Source organism: Kitasatospora sp. NPDC051170, assembly GCF_044455705.1.
Classification (GTDB): domain Bacteria; phylum Actinomycetota; class Actinomycetes; order Streptomycetales; family Streptomycetaceae; genus Kitasatospora.
This window is the reverse complement of the sequence record NZ_JBITFA010000001.1, coordinates 90542-106712: the sequence shown is the minus strand read 5'-3', so window position 1 is coordinate 106712 and position 16171 is coordinate 90542. Positions and strand designations below refer to the sequence as shown.

The window sequence follows — 16171 nt, the reverse complement described above, 5'->3', positions numbered from 1 at the left end:
TAGCGCCTGATTCGCTCGTGCGAAGGGTTTCTCGGCCGATTCCGCGTGAGCGTAGGCGGGTTCGTGCTAGGGGCGCGTGACGCTGGCATGTGCGCTCGCCCGTCCGAGTGACCCCGGGGGCGTGGCCAGTCCTGCGCGGGGTGCTGACAATTGTCATGTGTCACCGGTGCGCGAGCACACTGCCAGCGGTGCGGGCCCCGCGAGCAGCATGGATGCCATGACCACCACCGAACTGCACCGACCGGAGCTTCGCCCCTCCGACACCCGCCGGGCCTTCCGCACCGTCCGGGGCCTCCTGCTCGCGTACGCGGGCCTCAGCGCCGCCACCCTCGCCGTCGCCTTCCTCCTGCGCGACCACGCCGACCTGGTCACCCCCTCGGTCTGGGTGCGCGGCACCATCGTCACCGCCGGCGCGGTCGTCGCCGTGCTGATCGCCGAGCGGGCCGCCCGCGGCTCCCGCACCGCCTACCGGCGGCTGCGGATCATCTCCGGCGCGATGCTCGCCGCCACCGTGGTGATCATCGCCCTGCCCGGCACCTTCCCGGCCTGGTTCAAGGCGGAGCAGGGCCTGTGCGGCCTCGCGCTGCTGGGGGTGGCGGCGGTGCTCAACGGCCGCCACCTGCGTACCCTGTTCGCCAGGCTCTGACGAGGGGGACGGGTGAGCCCGCACGACCGTACGACCGGCACCATGAGTGGCAGCGGAACCAGCGGCCCGACCGGCACCACGCCCGACCGCGTGACCGACTCCGCCCACGGGGGCCCCGGCCCGCGAAGACTGCTGCTCGGTGCGGGGATGCTCGTCTACCCCGCCGTCGCCGCCGTGGCCGTCGGCACCACCGTTCACGGCCGCGCGGCGACGGCCGGCTACGCCGTCGTCGGCGCGTTCACCCTCTGCACGGTCCTCGCGGCCGTCGCCCTGCACCGGGATGCGTACCGCGGGCTGACGGCGATGCTCGCCGCGATGACGGCGCTGTTCCTCGCCGCGCTGCCCTTCACGCACGAGAACGCCTTCTACCTCGCCACCGTGGTGGTGTCCTTCGTCGCCGTGCTCCGCGTCCGGCACGTCGGCCCCGTCATCGTCGGCGCCGCGCTCACCGCGCTGCTCCTGCCCTGGGCGGTACGCCCCTGGCACACCGGCCCCGCCGGATTCCAGGCACTCGCCCTCCTCTTCACCGCGCTCACCTGCGGCGGATTCGCCGAGCTCGACGCCACCAACACCGCCCTCGTCGACGCCCACGCCGAGGTCGAACGGCTCGCCTCCGAAGCCGAGCGCAACCGGATCGCCCGCGACCTGCACGACCTGCTCGGCCACTCCCTCACCGCGATCACCGTCAAGGCCCGCCTCGCCCAGCGCCTCGCCCCCAAGGACCTGCCGGGCGCCGTCGCCGAGATGGAGGCCGTCGAGACCCTCTCCCGCCAGGCCCTCACCGACGTCCGCGCCGCCGTCACCGGCTACCGCGAGGTCACCGTCGCCGGGGAACTCGCCCGCGCCCGCGAACTCCTGCGCGCCGCCGGCATCGTCGCCGACCTGCCCACCGCCACCGACGCCGTCGCCCCCGCACAGCGCGAACTCCTCGGCTGGGTCGTCCGCGAGGGCATCACCAACGTCGTCCGCCACGCCCGGGCCACCCGCTGCACCGTCACCCTCACCGCCACCTCCGCCGAGATCCGCGACGACGGCCGCGGCGGCGAGGGCACGGCCGGCGGCGGCCTGACGGGCCTGCGCGAACGCGTCGCCGCCGCCGGCGGTACGGTCGAGGCCGGCCCGCTCACCCCGCGCGGCTGGCGACTGCTCGTCACCCTCCCGGAAGGCCCACGATGACGATCCGGCTGCTGCTCGCCGAGGACCAGGAACTCGTACGCACCGCGCTGCGCACCCTGCTCGACCTCGAGGACGACTTCGAGGTCGTCGCCGCCGTCGGCCGCGGCGACCAGGTCGCCGAAGCCGCCCGCGCGCACGCACCGGACGTCGCCCTCCTCGACATCGAGATGCCCGGACTCGACGGCCTCGCCGCAGCCGCCGTCCTCGCCCAACAGGCCCCCGGCTGCCGCGTCGTCATCCTCACCACCTTCGGCCGCGTCGGCTACCTGCGCCGCGCCATGGAAGCCGGTGCCGTCGGCTTCGTCGTCAAGGACGCCCCCGCCGAAGTCCTCGCCGACGCCATCCGCCGCGTCGCCGCCGGCGAACGCGTCGTCGACCCCGACCTCGCCGCCGCCACCCTCGCCGCCGGCACCTCCCCGCTCACCGCCCGCGAACGCGACGTCCTCAACGCCTCCCGCTCCGGCGCCGGCGTCGCCGAGATCGCCGCCAAGCTCTACCTCTCCGAAGGCACCGTCCGCAACTACTTCTCCGCCGCCATCGTCAAGACCGGCACCCGCAACCGCACCGAGGCGCTGCGCCTCGCCGACGACCGCGGCTGGCTCTGAGCTGTGACCGACCTCACGCACCCGCGCTGAAACCGCGTCAACCTGCACAGCCATCCCCCTCTTCGCACCATGGGAGTACGAACAGCACGGGGGTGTCGCCATGTCAGCTGACGATGCGAAGGCGGGTGGACCGGAGTTCAAGGTCCGGCCGGGGGAGCTGAAGGACGCCGCGCCGACCTTCGAGACCCAGGGCAAGGCCCTCAAGGAAGCGGTCGACAAACTCAGGAAAACCCTGGCGGACGCCGGCAGCCCGTGGGGTGACGACAAGCAGGGCCACGAGTTCTCCCAGGCGTACAAGGACCCGCACGACAACGTGCTGAAGGCACTCGACGTGCTGGTCAAGGGCCTGGGCAGCATCCACGACGGCCTGGTCGCCCACGCGGACAACCACACCGACACGGACAACCACGCCCGCAAGAACCTGACGCCGTGAGCAAGTCCTCTGTCGCCAAGGCCGTCCAGAAGGTCACCGGCATGTGGTGGCCGGACGCCGACCCCGGAAAGCTCCGCCATGTCGCCGACGCCTGGGACGCGATGGCCACCGCCCTCGACAACGTCACCGTGCCCACCAACAAGGCCGCCGCCGCCATCGTCGCCAACAACCACGGCCCGGCCATCGACGCCTTCGGCAAGTTCTGGGGCCGCTACTACGGCGGCAAGGACAAGGGCTGGCTCCCCGAGACCGCCGCCGCCTGCCGGGCCCTCGCCAAGGCGCTGCGCGACTTCGCCCACGAGGTCGACAAGGCCATCGACAAGCTGGAGGAGGAAGCGGCACTCGTCGCGGGCACACTCCTGGTCGGCACGGCGCTCGCCATCGTCACCGTCGGCATCTCCGAGGGCGCCGCCCTCGCCGCCTCCGCGGCCATCGTCGCCACGGCCGCGTCGGTCGGCATCACGGTCTCCGAGACCATCGCCCTGATCGCGGCCACCATCCTGGTCGGCGCCGCCTTCGGCGCCGTCGAGGCCATCACCGTCGACCTCGCCGTCGCCCAGCCCATCCGCGTCGAACTGTTCGGCGACGGCGGCTACAGCCTCGACGAGGCCGTCGAGGCGGGCAAGTCCGGCGAGATCATGGGCGCCGCCGGCGGCGGCCTCGGAGCCGGCGGCCGCGCCCTCGTCAAAGCCGCCGCCGGCGCCGAAGCCGCCCCCCTCGCCCTCACCGGCCTCGCCAAAGCCGCCACCGCCGCCGAATCCCTCCCCGGCCGCATGGCCGTCGGCGCCGGCCTCACCTACGCCTACGACTCCACCTTCCAAACCGGCCCGGTCATGCCCCTCGACCTCATCACCGGCGCCGTCGGCGCCGGCGCCGCCCCGGGGAAGGTCACCCCGAAGCGGCGTCCCACGTTCACCGGGGCAGAGGCGAGGGGCTGGCCGGCCGGCGAAACGCCCCGCCCGGAACCCTGGATATCGGAGTCGGGGACCGCCTATGCGTCCGCTCCGACGACAGCTGCGGATGAGAGGGGTGTGAAGGTCTACGAGGACTATCGGACCAGGTCGGATGACGTGGCCGAGGTCGCCAGGAAGGTCGGCGTCGATCCCCGAATCGTCCAGGTCGCGAAGGACAATCTCATGGTCAATCGCCATAGCGTCCAAATAGGTCCCGGGAAGGAAAACGTCGTGCACGATGTGTATTTCACGCCGGATTCGGATATCTCCATTCCTTGGAACGGGGCCGTGAACGGGTTCCTCAACGAGGCGAGAATTCCGGCTTTCCGGGGGACGCTCGCCCATGAGTACGTCGAGGCGAAACTGATGGAGGCGGGCCTCCCGTACCTCTCGAGCCACCCGGACGCCTGGAAGAGCGACGGCACGTTCAACATCAACCCCCAGCATTTCGGTGCACACAATTTGGCGCCGAGGAGCTTTCATACCGGGGAAGTGTCGGCGGAGGGGTCCCTCGACCACTGGAAGGATCTTGGGTTGACCACTCCGGTGGAGTCCGTCGCCGCGGATCTCTCCAACCTCGATGTCGTCGTCGAAGCCCTCAAGCCCCAACTTCGAGCACTAGGGTATGATATCAAGTGATCATGGATTCGATTCAGGTTATGGTAAACCGCCTCAAGGATATCCGATGGGATGCGCACAAAGAGGCGCGTGAGAAGTCTTTCTCCCGGGCGGCGCTCATGAAGGAGTACATGCGCCGCTGCGCACTGTGGCTCGATGCCTACGGAGATACCAGGTACTGGCCCTTCTTCGACCTTGCGGCCATCGTCGCGCCGGGAGTGCGAGCCGCTCCCGCGGTGGTCGCGGAACTCGAGGAATTCATCGAGGGCTCCACGACCATGTGGCTTGCCGCCGAACCATCAGTGGCCATGGTCGAGTGGGCCGCCGTACGGGACGCCTCCGGGCCGGATCTGCGGCCACTGCCCGATCCCTTCGAGCCGCTGGTCAGGCTTTACGAGCGCGGCGGCCCATTCTCGTTCGCCAACGGGTTCGCCGATTTCGGAGCGGTCATGGTGCCCCTGCGCGACTGGAGGGCGTATCTGTCACCGACCCCGGTCGTCGAGCTCGAAGATGACGCCCTCGACGCCCTCGACGAGCGAGGCTGGGCGGAGTTTCGCGCGCTGGCGGACCGCGGCGGGCCGTCGCAGGGGTGAACCGAGACATCCCGTGCGAAGAGTTGCGATCCGACATGAGTGCCGATGCTGTGCCAGCCATGGTTGCCCGCCTCAAGGCCATCGCGTGGAAGCCTCCCGAGGCGGCCATCGAAAGGGCTTCTCGCGCGTCGTGCTGGAACGCTTGCAGGCGATCGAGTGGAACGACTGGGACGGTGCGCAAGCCCACACCCGGTCCCGGGCCGCTCTGATGCGCGAGTACCTTCGCCGGTCCGCCTGCTGGGCCGACGTGTTCGATGCCGTGGATCTCTGGCCGTTCTTCGACATCGCCCGGCACATCGATCCCGTGCTCCGCGCCGATCCCGACGTCGCCACCGATCTGGAGACGTACCTCTCGGGCGCCGTGCGACGTCCAACTATCCGAGAATCCTGCCGAGGCGCCGTCCACTGGCCCGCGTTTCGGCACGAGACCAAGATCGAACTCCCCGACCTGCCCGATCCCTACGACCCACTGCTGCTCATGTTCGAGCGGGGAGGCGGATTCCACGTCGAGGAGTTCATCGACCTCGACGGCATCGCGGTTCGCCTGGGCCGACATTCCGATCACCTCTCCCACACTCATGTCATCGCGCTCGACTCCACGGTCCTCGACGCCCTCGACCAGGAATGAGCGGGGAACGCGACACGGACGGACAGTCAGCGGGCGCCGGACCGAACGAGGAACGATGAACGGCACGCACGCCCTGGCCGACCGGTTGATGCACATCGACTGGGATCCCGCGGAGACGAACCCGAGGCTGCGTCTCTCGCTCATGAGGGAGTACCTGCGGCGGTCGGCCCAGTGGGCCGACCGGTTGGGGGCGGAGGCGTCGTGGCCCTTCTTTGATGTGGCGGCCCTGATCGACCCGTCCGTCCGCGCTGACCCCGAGCTGATCGAACGGGTCGGGAGGGTCTGCGCGTTGCAGAGCACGGCCGTTCGGAAGTGCTGCGAGGGAGCCTTGCACTTTGCCGCCCTCAAGGAGTCCGGCACAGCCCTGCCCCGGCTTCCGGACCCGTACGAGCCCGTCGTTTCCCTGTTCGAGCACGGCGGCGGGTTCGGTCTCGACGGAACCGGGATGATCGACGTCGATGCCACCGTGAGCCTGGGGCGAGGCAGCCTGGCGGACTGGCTGCCTCGGGCCGATTCCGCTGACGCGGTGATCGAACGGCTCCTCCGCATCAACTGGACGAATCTGGAAGGCCATAACGCGCACGCGGCCTCCATGTCCAAGCTGATGATCGAGTACCTCCGCCGGGCCGCGCTCTGGGCCGAGGCGCTGGGCGGGCCACCGAAGTGGCCCGTCTTCGACATCGCCGGGGTTCTCGCTCCGGACGTTCATGTGGACGCGGAGCTCGCCGAGCGGCTCGAGGAGTTCCTCGCGTCCCGTGTCGGCGGCCTGACGACCGAGAATGCCTGCCGAGCGGCCGTACGATGGGCAACCCTGCGCGACACGACGGGCGTGCAAGTCCCGGACCTGCCGGACCCGTTCGAGCCGCTGATTCTCATGTACGAGCGAGGCGGGGAGATCGTCCCCGACGACAGCTGGGCCTTTAACTTCGGCATCCTGCGGGTGCAGATCCGGCCCTGGCGGGAGCACCTTTCCCCGGAGCCGGCCACGTCCCTCGACACCGATGCCCTGGACGCCGTTGATGCCGAGTACGACCGGGCTCGTTCCCTGCGGGCCAGAACTGCTCTGGAACGGTGACGTGCAAAGGAACGCGAGTCTCACCGAGGCGGCGATGGACCGTCTCGCCCACATCAAGTGGAACAACCTGCAAGGCCGCAACGCGCACGTGGCGTCCAGGGCGCGGCTGATGGTGGAGTATCTCCGCCGGGCCGCGCTGTGGGCGGAGGTGGTGGGCGGGCCGCCGAGGTGGCCGTTCTTCGACCTCGCCGGGGCCCTCGCCCCGGAGGTGCGGGTCGCGTCCGAGGTGGCCGAGTGGGTGGAGGGGTTCCTTCTGGCGAACGTCGGCGGCATCGGCACCGGGGTTGCCTGCCGGGCGGCCCTACGGTGGGCGACCCTCCGGGACACGCCGGGGGTGCAACTCCCGTACCTGCCTGACCCGTTCGAGCCGCTCCTCCTCGTGTACGAGCGGGGTGGGGAGGTCATCGCCGATGAGAGCGGGGCCTTCAACTTCGGCGGCCGGGCGGTGCGGATCAGACCCTGGCACGAGCACCTCTCGGCGGAGCCCGTGACCTCCCTCGATTCCGGTGCCCTGGACGCGTGGGATGCCGAAGAGGGCTACGCGGCCAGGCCCGCGCGGTAGGCGGTGATGACCAGCTGCACGCGGTCGCGGGCCGCCAGCTTGGCGAGCAGGTGGCCGACGTGGGTTTTGACGGTGCCTGTGGTGACGCCCAGGTGGTGGGCGATCTCGGTGTTGGTGAGGCCCTGGCCGATCAACGTCAGGACTTCCAACTCGCGCTCGGTGAGCGCTCGTTGGATGCGCGTGAGTTCCGCCGAGGCAGAGGTGGCCGAGGGTTCGGCGGGGCGGGAGGCGAAGGTGCGGATGAGGCGGCGGGTGATGCTCGGGGCGAGGAGGGCTTCGCCGGCGGCGATGACGCGGATGGCGGCGAGGAGGTCTTCCGGGGGTGTGGACTTGAGGAGGAAGCCGGAGGCGCCGGCGCGCAGGGCGCCGTAGATGTACTCGTCGAGGTCGAAGGTGGTCAGGATCAGCACCCGCACCCCGCCGCTCTCGGCGGTGACCTGGCGGGTGGCCGCCAGGCCGTCGGTGCCCGGCATGCGGATGTCCATCAGCACCACGTCGGGGTGGGCGGAGCGGGCGAGGCGGACGGCCTGGGCGCCGTCGGCGGCCTCGCCGACGACCTCGAAGCCCTCGGCGGCGGCGACGATCCCGGCGAGCCCGGCCCGTACGAGCGTCTGGTCGTCCGCGACGACCACCCGGACCGGCGCGGTCACGCCGTCACCACCGGGAGCACCGTCACCGCCGTCACCACCGGGAGCACCGCCCGCACCCGGAAGCCGCCGCCAGGGAGCGGGCCCGCCTCCACCCGGCCCCGGTAGAGGCCCGCGCGTTCGGCCATGCCCGCCAGGCCGTGCCCGCCGACGCGCACCGCGCCGCCCCGGCCGTCGTCCGTGACCTCCAGCACCAGCCGCTCCTCCTCGTACGCCACCGCCACCCGCGCGGCGTCGGTGTGCGCGTGCCGCACCACGTTGGTCAGCGCCTCCTGGACGATGCGGAACGCCGACAGCTCCACGCCCTCCGACAGCGGCCGCACCCGGCCGCCGACCCGCAGTTCGACCCGGACCCCGGCCTCGGCGCTGCTCGCGACGAGCCGTTCCAGGTCCGCCAGGCGGGGTGCGGGCGTCAGCTCCTCGACCACCGAGCCGCGCAGCACCGTCAGCAGCCCGCGCAGTTCGACCATCGCCTCGCGGCTGACCGTCTCGATCGCCTCCAGCGCCTCCAGCGCCTGCTCGGCCTTCGCGCCGTCCCGCCCGATGACGAACCGGCCGTACCCCGCCTGGACGTTGACGACGCTCATGCTGTGCGCGATCACGTCGTGCAGCTCCCGGGCCAGGCGCATCCGCTCCTCCGCCAGCTCCTCCGTCAGTTCTGCCCGGGCGAGCTCCACCTGGTACCGGCGCAGCTCCACCCCGTACGCGCGGTAGCGGGCCACGGCGCGGCCGAGCGCCCAGCAGAGCAGCAGTTCCAGCGCGACGAGCAGCAGGTTGTTCCACAGCTCCCGCGAGCCGAAGGCGCTCAGGCCGGTGCCCGCCAGGCCCAGCGCCAGCACCGCGCCGGAGGTGCGCGGCGGCTGCCGGGCGGCCGTCACGTAGACGAGCATCCCGGCGGCGACGGCGATCTGGAACCCGGCCAGGTTGGCGATCGTCAGCCACCCGGCCACCGCCACGACCACCGCCCAGGCGGCGAACACCACCCCGGACGCGGCCACCGGCACCACCCGCCGCAGCGCGGTCGCCGCCCCCACCACCGGCACGCAGGCCAGCACCGTGACCAGCTCGGCCGTGCTCGGCGGCGCGTAGCCCCGGTGGTGCGGGTCGAACACCCGGCCTGCCTCCAGCACCCGCAGCCAGGTGACGACGGTCAGCGCCAGCGCCACCGCCACGTCCAGGGCCACCCAGTGGCCCGGGCGCAGGCGCCGGGCGGCCGGCGGGAGCGGGGCAGCGATCATCGCCCCAGGCTAGCCGCGGGCCGACCGGCCCGGCATCGCCCCGCAGGCCTATGACCACGGGTGGAGAGCGCGGCCCGCCCGGCCCGCGAACTCCGCCCACGGCCCGACGATCCGACCCCGCCCGGGACGGGAGCGTGGAGGCACGTCACAAGGAAAGGCACGACGATGATCGAGGCACGCGACCTCACCAAACGCTACGGCGGCACCCTCGCCGTCGCCGGGCTCAGCTTCACCGCCAGGCCCGGGCAGGTCACCGGCTTCCTCGGGCCCAACGGCTCCGGCAAGTCCACCACCCTGCGGATGATCCTCGGGCTGGACGCCCCCACCGGCGGCCAAGCCACCGTCAACGGCCAGCCGTACGCGGCGCTGCGGCGGCCGCTGTGCGAGGCCGGCGCGCTGCTCGACGCGGGCGCCGTCCACCCCGCCCGCTCGGGCCACCACCACCTCCTCGCCCTCGCCGCCACGCACGGTATCGGCGTACGGCGGGTGCGCGAGGTGCTGGCGCTCACCGGGCTGGAGGCGGCGGGGCGGCGGCGGGCCGGGCGGTACTCGCTCGGTATGAAGCAGCGGCTGGGCCTGGCCGCCGCACTGCTGGGGGACCCGCCGGTGCTGCTGCTGGACGAGCCGGTCAACGGGCTCGACCCGGAGGGCGTGCTGTGGCTGCGCACCCTGCTGCGCGACCTCGCCGCCGAGGGGCGCACGGTGCTGCTCTCCTCGCACCTGCTCGGCGAGATGGCCGTCACCGCCGACCACCTGGTCGTCATCGGGCGGGGGCGGCTGGTCGCCGACTGCTCCACCGGCGAGTTCCTCGCCCGGCACGCCCGTACCGACGTACTGGTGCGCTGCGCCCGACCGGCCGAGCTGGCACGGGTGCTGCGAAGCGCAGGGGCATCGGTCGCCAAGGAGGACGGTGAGGCGCTGGCCGTCACCGGCGCCGAACCGGCCGCGATCGGCGAGCTGGCCGCCGCACACGGCATCGGAGTGTACGAACTCACCGTCCGGCAAGCCTCGTTGGAGGAGGCGTTCATGGAAGCCACCGAGGCCGCCGGGAACGCGGTCGGGACCCTGGCAGAGGAGGAGGTCGCATGAGCAGCATCCGCGGAGCCGTAGCCGCCGAGTGGATCAAGCTGCGCAGCGTACGCGCCACCCCGCTCTCCGCCGCCGTGGCCCTCGCCGCAGCCCTGTTCATCGGACTGGTCGACTACGGCGGCGCCGTCGACCACTGGGACGCCTGGACGGCCGCCGAGCGCGCCCGCTTCGACCCCGTCCGCTACGGGTTCTCCGGCGGGTTCTACGTCGCCGTCCTCGCGATGGGCACGCTCGGCACCCTCGCCGCCTCCAGCGAGTACGGCACCGGGCAGATCCGCTCGACGCTCGCCGCCGTGCCCCGGCGCGGGCGGGTGCTGCTCGCCAAGGCGCTGGTGGTGGGAGGGGCGGCGGCCGTGTTCGGTCAGGTGCTCGCCCTGCTCACCTTCGTGCTGGGGATGCGGGCGCTCACCGGCAAGCACCTCGCCGTCGCCCTCGCCCTGGCGGCCTTCGCCCTGAAGCGCCGGGACGTCTGACGGGGGAGCCAGGCAGGCCGGTCCGGCGAACGATCGTCGCCGCCCAACCTCCCCTGCTCACCGCCCTGTTGGCCGACGGAACCCCCGCCATCCGCCAGGCTTCGCCGCTCAGCTGAGCCGCAGGACGAGCTTCCCGGTGTTCTCGCCCCGGAACAGCATCCCCAGAGTCGCCGGGAAGTCGTCCACGCCCCCGTCCACCACGTGCTCCTTCACCGTGATCCGCCCCTCGCCGATCCAGCCCGCCAGCTCCGCGGCCGCCTCGGCGTAGCGCCGCGCGTAGTCGAACACCACGAACCCTTCCATCCGCGCCCGACGCACCAGCAGCGCCAGGTAGTTGGACGGGCCCTGCACGTCCGTCTCGCTGTTGTACTGGCTGATCGCCCCGCACACCACCACCCGGGCGCGCATCGCGAGCCGGGTGAGGGCGGCGTCGAGGATCTCCCCGCCGACGTTGTCGAAGTACACGTCGATGCCGCTCGGCGCGTGCTTGCGCAGCGCCTCGCGGACGTCCTCGGCCCGGTAGTCGATCGCCGCGTCGAAGCCCAACTCCTCCGTCAGCACGGCACACTTGGCGGGCCCGCCCGCGATGCCGACCACCCGGCAGCCCTTCACCTTGGCGATCTGCCCGACGAGGCTGCCCACCGCTCCGGCGGCCCCCGACACCACCACCGTCTCGCCCTCTTTCAGCGCGCCGACCTCCAGGAGTCCGAAGTAGGCCGTCATCCCGGGCATCCCGAGCGCGCCGAGGTAGGTCGACAGCGGCGCGAGCGCCGGGTCGACCTTCGTCGCGCCGCGCCCGTTCGACACCGCGTACTCCTGCACGCCGAACACGCCCGCCACGTGGTCGCCCACCTGGTAGTCGGGGTGGTTGGACTCCACCACCTCGACCACCGAGCCGGCCCGCATCACCTCGCCCAGCCCCACCGGCGGCAGGTAGGAGGGCCGGTCGTCGAGCCAGCCGCGCATCGCCGGGTCCAGCGACAGGAAGCGCGTACGGCCGAGGAACTCGCCCTCCCCGGGCGCCGGGACGGGCTCGGCGCCGTGCGCCCAGTCCTCGGGGACGACCTCGCCGACGGGGCGGCGGGCGAGGCGGATCTGGCGGTTCGCGGTGGTCATGGCGTCGGACAAGGCGTCTCCTGGGTCACGCGGCAGGGTCGGACGCGCTGATTCTAAGCAAGCGCTCAGTCAGTCCGCCAGGGCCTGGAGACCACGCGTGGACCTCCATCGCGCCATGGTGACAGTACGGAGTCGGGGCGTGCGACGGGGTGATCTCCCCAGTACGCTGCGGGAAACGGATCGTGACGCGCGACACACGCCCCCGGGGAGGGGAGCGGCCGCGCCGAGCAGGGGGAGGATCGCGTTGGGCGGCGAGGAGTTTCGGTTCCGTCCGCTACGGGACGAGGACCCGGACGAGCTCGGCGGCTTCCAGCTCGTGGCCAGGCTTCCCACCGGCGGCATGGGGGAGGTGTTCCTCGCCCTCTCGCCCGGCGGGCAGGCGGCGGCGGTCAAGGTCATCCGCGACGACCTCGGCCAGGAACCGGAGTTCAAGCGCCGCTTCGCGTACGAGGTCACCGCCGCCCAGCGCGTCCGCGGCGCGTACGTCGCCCCGCTGCTCGACGCACAGGCGCACGCCGACCGCCCCTGGCTGGCCACCACCTACGTCGCCGGGCCGTCCCTGCGCGAGCTGGTCTCCGACCACGGCGCGCTCCCGGCCGGCGAGGTGCTGCAACTCGCCTGGGGCATCGCGCACGCGCTCACCGACATCCACCGGGCCGAGGTGGTGCACCGCGACTTCAAGCCCGGCAACATCATGCTCGACGAGACTGGGCCCAAGGTCATCGACTTCGGCATCGTCAAGTCCCTGGCGGAGACGGCGGTTCACCGCAGTCAGTCGACCCGGATCGGGACGCCGCTCTACATGTCGCCCGAGCAGGCCAAGGGCGATCCGGTCGGCGCCTCCTCCGACGTGTTCGCCCTCGGCTCCACCCTCTACTACCTCGCCACCGGCACGGACGCGTTCGGCGCCGACAACGAGATCGCCGTCGGCTACCGGATCATGGCCGAGGAACCCGACATGTCCGCCGTCCCCGAGCCGCTGCGCGACCTGATCGCCCGCTGCCTGCGCAAGCGCCCCGACCGCCGGCCCACCCCGGAGGCCGTCCGGGAATGGTGCGAGGAGGCCCTCGGCGACGCCCCCGGCCCCGGCACCTGGATGCGCATCACCGGCGCCAACACGGCTATCCGCCGCCGCACGGACGCGCTGCACGCCGCACGCGTCGGCCTGACGGCGGGCCGGACCGAGCCCAAGACCGTCCGGGTGGAGCCCGCGCCCGCCGCCCGGACGGTCCCGTCGGCGCCGCGCGGGCGCTGGCGGGCGGCGGTCCGGCGCTGGTTCTCCCTGGGCGGGGCGAGTGTGGCGCTGCTGGCCGCGGCGGCGCTTCCGTTCCTGAGGGAGAGCTGGTCGGCAAAGGGCAGTGGCATCCAACTGGCGGAGAGGGTCTACGAGTTCGACCCCGGCCACCCGTTCGAGAAGGTGTCCGGCGGCATACCCGGAGTCGAGGGGCTCTGGGTGCTGTTGCCTGCGGGGATCGTCGGCACGACGGTCGCGCTCGCCGTTGCCGCGGCCTGCATCCTGCGGCACTCCGAAGGCGGGGACGTATGGGCCCTCGGCAAGGCGGTCGGTGCGGTGTTCTGGATGTGGATCGCCGGAGTGGCGGTCGTCGGAGTGATCACGCTGATGACGACCTTCGGCCTGTCGGTCGAAACCGATCCCCCGGGCTACATGCAGCACCTGGTCCTGCTCCCCGGCGGCTGGATGCTGCTCCTGGCGAACGCCCTCGCCGCCGGCGCCGTCCGCCTCAGGTGGCTGCCCGACGAGGCGGCCGTGACACCGTGACCGAAGCACCTGAACCGGCCGCCCGGATCCCGGACGCCGCCGTCGAGGGCCTCGGCGTCGAGGTCCGCCGGATCCCCACCACCGCCTACCCGGAGGCCTGAGCCCGCCCTTCGGCTCAGGCGGCGGGGAGGAGCACGGTGAACACCGTCCGGCCCGGGCGGCTCTCGACGCCTACCGTGCCGCCGTGGGCCTCGGCCACGGCGTGGACGATGGCCAGGCCGAGGCCCGTGCTGCCGGTGGTGCGTGAGCGGGAGGGGTCGCCGCGGACGAAGCGTTCGAAGACCCGGGGGGCGAGTGCCGGGTCGATGCCCGGGCCGGTGTCGGTGACGGTCATCGTGACGCCGTCGTCGGCGGGGGCGAGGCGGAGGGTGACCTCGGTGGCCTCGGGGGTGTGGGCGGCGGCGTTGGTGAGGAGGTTGGCGATCACCTGGCGCAGCCGGTCGGCGTCGCCGCGTACGAGGACGGGCTGCTCGGGCAGGTCGAGGCGCCAGCGGTGGCCGGGGGCGGTGGCGTGGGCGTCGGCGGCGCCGTCGAGGGCGAGTCTGGTGAGGTCGACCTCCTCGTCGGCGAGAGGGCGTCCGGCGTCGAGGCGGGCGAGGAGGAGCAGGTCCTCGACGATGGTGCCCATCCGGCGGGACTCGGCCTCGATGCGGCCGAGGGAGCGCCGTACCTCGGGCGGCACCGGGCCGGGGTGGCGCAGGGCGAGTTCGGCGTGCCCGCGCACCGTGGCGAGGGGGGTGCGCAGTTCGTGGCCGGCGTCGGCGGCGAAGCCGCGCAGGCGCTCCTCGACCCGGTGGCGCCGGGCGAGGGCGTCCTCGACGTGGCCGAGCATCCGGTTGAACGCCGAGCCGACGCGCCCGATCTCGGTACGCGGGTCCGCGTCCGGGACGCGCTCCGACAGCGCCACCGCGCCGCTGGCGAGCGACAGCGCGCTGACCCGCTCGGCGGTGCCCGTGACGCGTTCCAGCGGGCGCAGCGAGAGCCGCACCCACACCGCGCCGGCGATCCCGGTGGCGGCGAGGGCCACGCCGAAGACCAGCAGCTCGACCATCACCAGCTTGTGCACGGTCGCGTCCACCGGTCCGGTCGGCAGGCCCGTGACCAGCACGTCGCCGTCCCGCCCGGCCACCGCGCGGACGCGGTAGCCGCCGAGGGAGGCCAGGCGCACGCCGTGCGCCGAGCCGTCCGGGGGCAGGGCGGCGAGGTGATGTCGGTCGGCGGCGGAGAGGGTGACGAGGTCGTCGGTGTCGGCGGGCCGGTCGCCGGAGGCCACTTCGGCGTCGTCCGCGTCGCCGTCGACGACGCCGGCGGCGGTGACCTGCCCGCCCAGCAGGCGGGCGCCGAAGGTGCCGGGCGCCTGGGCCCGGGTGTCCGTGCCGGGGCCGCCGCCGCCCGTGTGCTCCAGGCTGGCGGCGTAGCGGCCGCCGGCCTGGGCGAGCTGCTGGTCCAGCTGCCCGACCAGGAAGTGCCGCAGCAGTTCGGTGGTCGCCAGGCTGACGCCGCCGCAGGTCAGCACCAGCAGGGCGAGCACCCCGGCGATCAGCCGGGAGCGCAGCGTCCTGGGCGCGATCCGGGGCAGCCGCCTCACGGCGCGGCCTTGATGAGGTACCCGGCGCCGCGCACGGTGTGGATCATCGGCGGCCGGCCGGAGTCGAGCTTGCGGCGCAGGTAGCTGATGTACAGCTCCACCACGTGCGCCCGCCCGCCGAAGTCGTACGACCAGACCGCGTCGAGGATCTGCGCCTTGCTGAGCACCTGCTTCGGATGCCGCAGCAGGTGGAGCAGCAGCGCGTACTCGGTCGGGCTGAGCTCGATCACCTCGCCGCCCCGGGTGACCTCGCGGGCTCGCTCGTCCAGCACCAGGTCGCCGAGCACCAGGGCGCCCTCGGGAGGCGTCACCGGACCGCCGGGCGTGCGGCGCAGGAGGCTGCGCAGCCGTACGGTCACCTCGGCGAGGCTGAACGGCTTGGTCACGTAGTCGTCGCCCCCGGCGGCCAGGCCCGCGATGCGGTCCTCCACGGCGTCGCGCGCGGTCAGGAACAGCACCCGCACCTCGGGCCGCTCCAGGTGGATGCGGCGCAGGACCTCCATGCCGTCCAGGTCCGGCAGCATCATGTCGAGCACCACCGCGTGCGGGTGCCACTCGGCGGCGGTGGCGACGGCGGACGCGCCGTCGCGGGCCGCGCGGGCCTGCCAGCCCTCGTAGCGCAGGGCGGCGCAGAGCACCTCGACCAGGTCCGGCTCGTCGTCGACGACCAGGATGCGCCAGGGCTGCCGGTCGGGGCTGTGGTCCATGGGACTCCGGGAAGTGAAGGGGAGTGGAGGGAAGTGGAGGCGAGCGGAGGGGAGTGGAGGGGAGTGGATGCGGGTGGTTCGGCGCCGATCCTGCCAGCCCGCGATGAGAAAGCGGTGAGATCCACAACGCCAGGACGGGCCCGGAGAACCCGCTCTGACCTGCGAAGACGCCCCTTCGTCCCCAGCGGACTCAGAGGGAACTCAGAGCTTTCGGTGCCAGGCTGACCGGGCACCTGAACGACCG

At 72.7% G+C, this 16171-nt stretch carries 17 protein-coding genes; 12 read left to right on the top strand and 5 right to left on the bottom strand.

Annotation, left to right across the window (positions count from 1 at the left end; translation table 11 throughout):
• Positions 1 to 217 precede the first annotated feature (217 nt).
• The 9 genes from ACIBCA_RS00525 (at position 218) to ACIBCA_RS00485 (ending at position 7289) form a co-directional block, all read left to right on the top strand.
• The gene (locus tag ACIBCA_RS00525; RefSeq protein WP_396280541.1) at positions 218 to 646 is read left to right on the top strand and encodes a hypothetical protein; all 429 of its coding nucleotides are present in this window, start codon (positions 218 to 220) and stop codon (positions 644 to 646) included.
• A 42-nt stretch (positions 647 to 688) separates the two neighbouring features.
• Positions 689 to 1822, top strand: a complete 1134-nt coding sequence (locus tag ACIBCA_RS00520) for a sensor histidine kinase (RefSeq protein ID WP_396280540.1) — start codon at positions 689 to 691, stop codon at positions 1820 to 1822.
• The gene (locus ACIBCA_RS00515) at positions 1819 to 2427 is read left to right on the top strand and encodes a response regulator (RefSeq protein ID WP_396280539.1); all 609 of its coding nucleotides are present in this window, start codon (positions 1819 to 1821) and stop codon (positions 2425 to 2427) included. The genes ACIBCA_RS00520 and ACIBCA_RS00515 overlap by 4 nt, the downstream gene beginning before the upstream one ends.
• Before the next feature lie 100 nt (positions 2428 to 2527).
• Positions 2528 to 2860 carry a WXG100 family type VII secretion target gene (locus tag ACIBCA_RS00510; protein ID WP_396280538.1) on the top strand — a complete coding sequence of 111 codons (333 nt, stop codon included), beginning with the start codon at positions 2528 to 2530 and terminating at the stop codon, positions 2858 to 2860.
• A gap of 41 nt (positions 2861 to 2901) precedes the next feature.
• The gene (locus ACIBCA_RS00505; RefSeq protein ID WP_396280537.1) at positions 2902 to 4452 is read left to right on the top strand and encodes a hypothetical protein; all 1551 of its coding nucleotides are present in this window, start codon (positions 2902 to 2904) and stop codon (positions 4450 to 4452) included.
• 2 nt (positions 4453 to 4454) lie between these two features.
• Positions 4455 to 5024, top strand: a complete 570-nt coding sequence (locus ACIBCA_RS00500) for a hypothetical protein (protein ID WP_396280536.1) — start codon at positions 4455 to 4457, stop codon at positions 5022 to 5024.
• Between the two features lie 85 nt (positions 5025 to 5109).
• Positions 5110 to 5652, top strand: coding sequence for a hypothetical protein (locus ACIBCA_RS00495; RefSeq protein WP_396280535.1), 543 nt, complete (start codon positions 5110 to 5112; stop codon positions 5650 to 5652).
• Positions 5653 to 5707: 55 nt separating this feature from the next.
• The gene (locus ACIBCA_RS00490; RefSeq protein ID WP_396280534.1) at positions 5708 to 6727 is read left to right on the top strand and encodes a hypothetical protein; all 1020 of its coding nucleotides are present in this window, start codon (positions 5708 to 5710) and stop codon (positions 6725 to 6727) included.
• Position 6728: 1 nt separating this feature from the next.
• Entirely contained in the window at positions 6729 to 7289 is a 561-nt protein-coding gene (locus tag ACIBCA_RS00485) for a hypothetical protein (protein ID WP_396280533.1), read from the top strand.
• On the opposite strand, the gene ACIBCA_RS00480 is transcribed toward ACIBCA_RS00485, so the two are convergent.
• Positions 7265 to 7939 (bottom strand): response regulator, encoded by a 675-nt coding sequence (locus ACIBCA_RS00480; RefSeq protein ID WP_396280532.1) that lies wholly within the window; start codon positions 7937 to 7939, stop codon positions 7265 to 7267. The two genes, ACIBCA_RS00485 and ACIBCA_RS00480, sit on opposite strands and share 25 nt — an antisense overlap.
• Complete coding sequence (locus ACIBCA_RS00475; protein ID WP_396280531.1) at positions 7936 to 9174, bottom strand: sensor histidine kinase; 1239 nt, start codon at positions 9172 to 9174, stop codon at positions 7936 to 7938. The genes ACIBCA_RS00480 and ACIBCA_RS00475 overlap by 4 nt, the downstream gene beginning before the upstream one ends.
• A gap of 165 nt (positions 9175 to 9339) precedes the next feature.
• Between ACIBCA_RS00475 and ACIBCA_RS00470 the strand changes: the two genes are divergently transcribed.
• Complete coding sequence (locus ACIBCA_RS00470) at positions 9340 to 10263, top strand: ATP-binding cassette domain-containing protein (protein ID WP_396280530.1); 924 nt, start codon at positions 9340 to 9342, stop codon at positions 10261 to 10263.
• A complete protein-coding gene (locus ACIBCA_RS00465) occupies positions 10260 to 10736 on the top strand; it encodes a hypothetical protein (protein WP_396280529.1) in 477 nt (158 codons plus the stop codon). The genes ACIBCA_RS00470 and ACIBCA_RS00465 overlap by 4 nt, the downstream gene beginning before the upstream one ends.
• Positions 10737 to 10844: 108 nt before the next feature.
• On the opposite strand, the gene ACIBCA_RS00460 is transcribed toward ACIBCA_RS00465, so the two are convergent.
• Complete coding sequence (locus ACIBCA_RS00460; RefSeq protein WP_396281211.1) at positions 10845 to 11852, bottom strand: NADP-dependent oxidoreductase; 1008 nt, start codon at positions 11850 to 11852, stop codon at positions 10845 to 10847.
• Positions 11853 to 12096: 244 nt separating this feature from the next.
• On the opposite strand from ACIBCA_RS00460, the gene ACIBCA_RS00455 reads away from it, so the two are divergent.
• Positions 12097 to 13632, top strand: coding sequence for a serine/threonine-protein kinase (locus ACIBCA_RS00455; RefSeq protein WP_396280528.1), 1536 nt, complete (start codon positions 12097 to 12099; stop codon positions 13630 to 13632).
• Between the two features lie 115 nt (positions 13633 to 13747).
• On the opposite strand, the gene ACIBCA_RS00450 is transcribed toward ACIBCA_RS00455, so the two are convergent.
• Both ACIBCA_RS00450 and ACIBCA_RS00445 read right to left on the bottom strand, forming a co-directional pair.
• Complete coding sequence (locus ACIBCA_RS00450) at positions 13748 to 15220, bottom strand: ATP-binding protein (RefSeq protein ID WP_396280527.1); 1473 nt, start codon at positions 15218 to 15220, stop codon at positions 13748 to 13750.
• Positions 15217 to 15927, bottom strand: a complete 711-nt coding sequence (locus ACIBCA_RS00445; RefSeq protein WP_396280526.1) for a response regulator transcription factor — start codon at positions 15925 to 15927, stop codon at positions 15217 to 15219. The genes ACIBCA_RS00450 and ACIBCA_RS00445 overlap by 4 nt, the downstream gene beginning before the upstream one ends.
• Positions 15928 to 16171 lie beyond the last annotated feature (244 nt).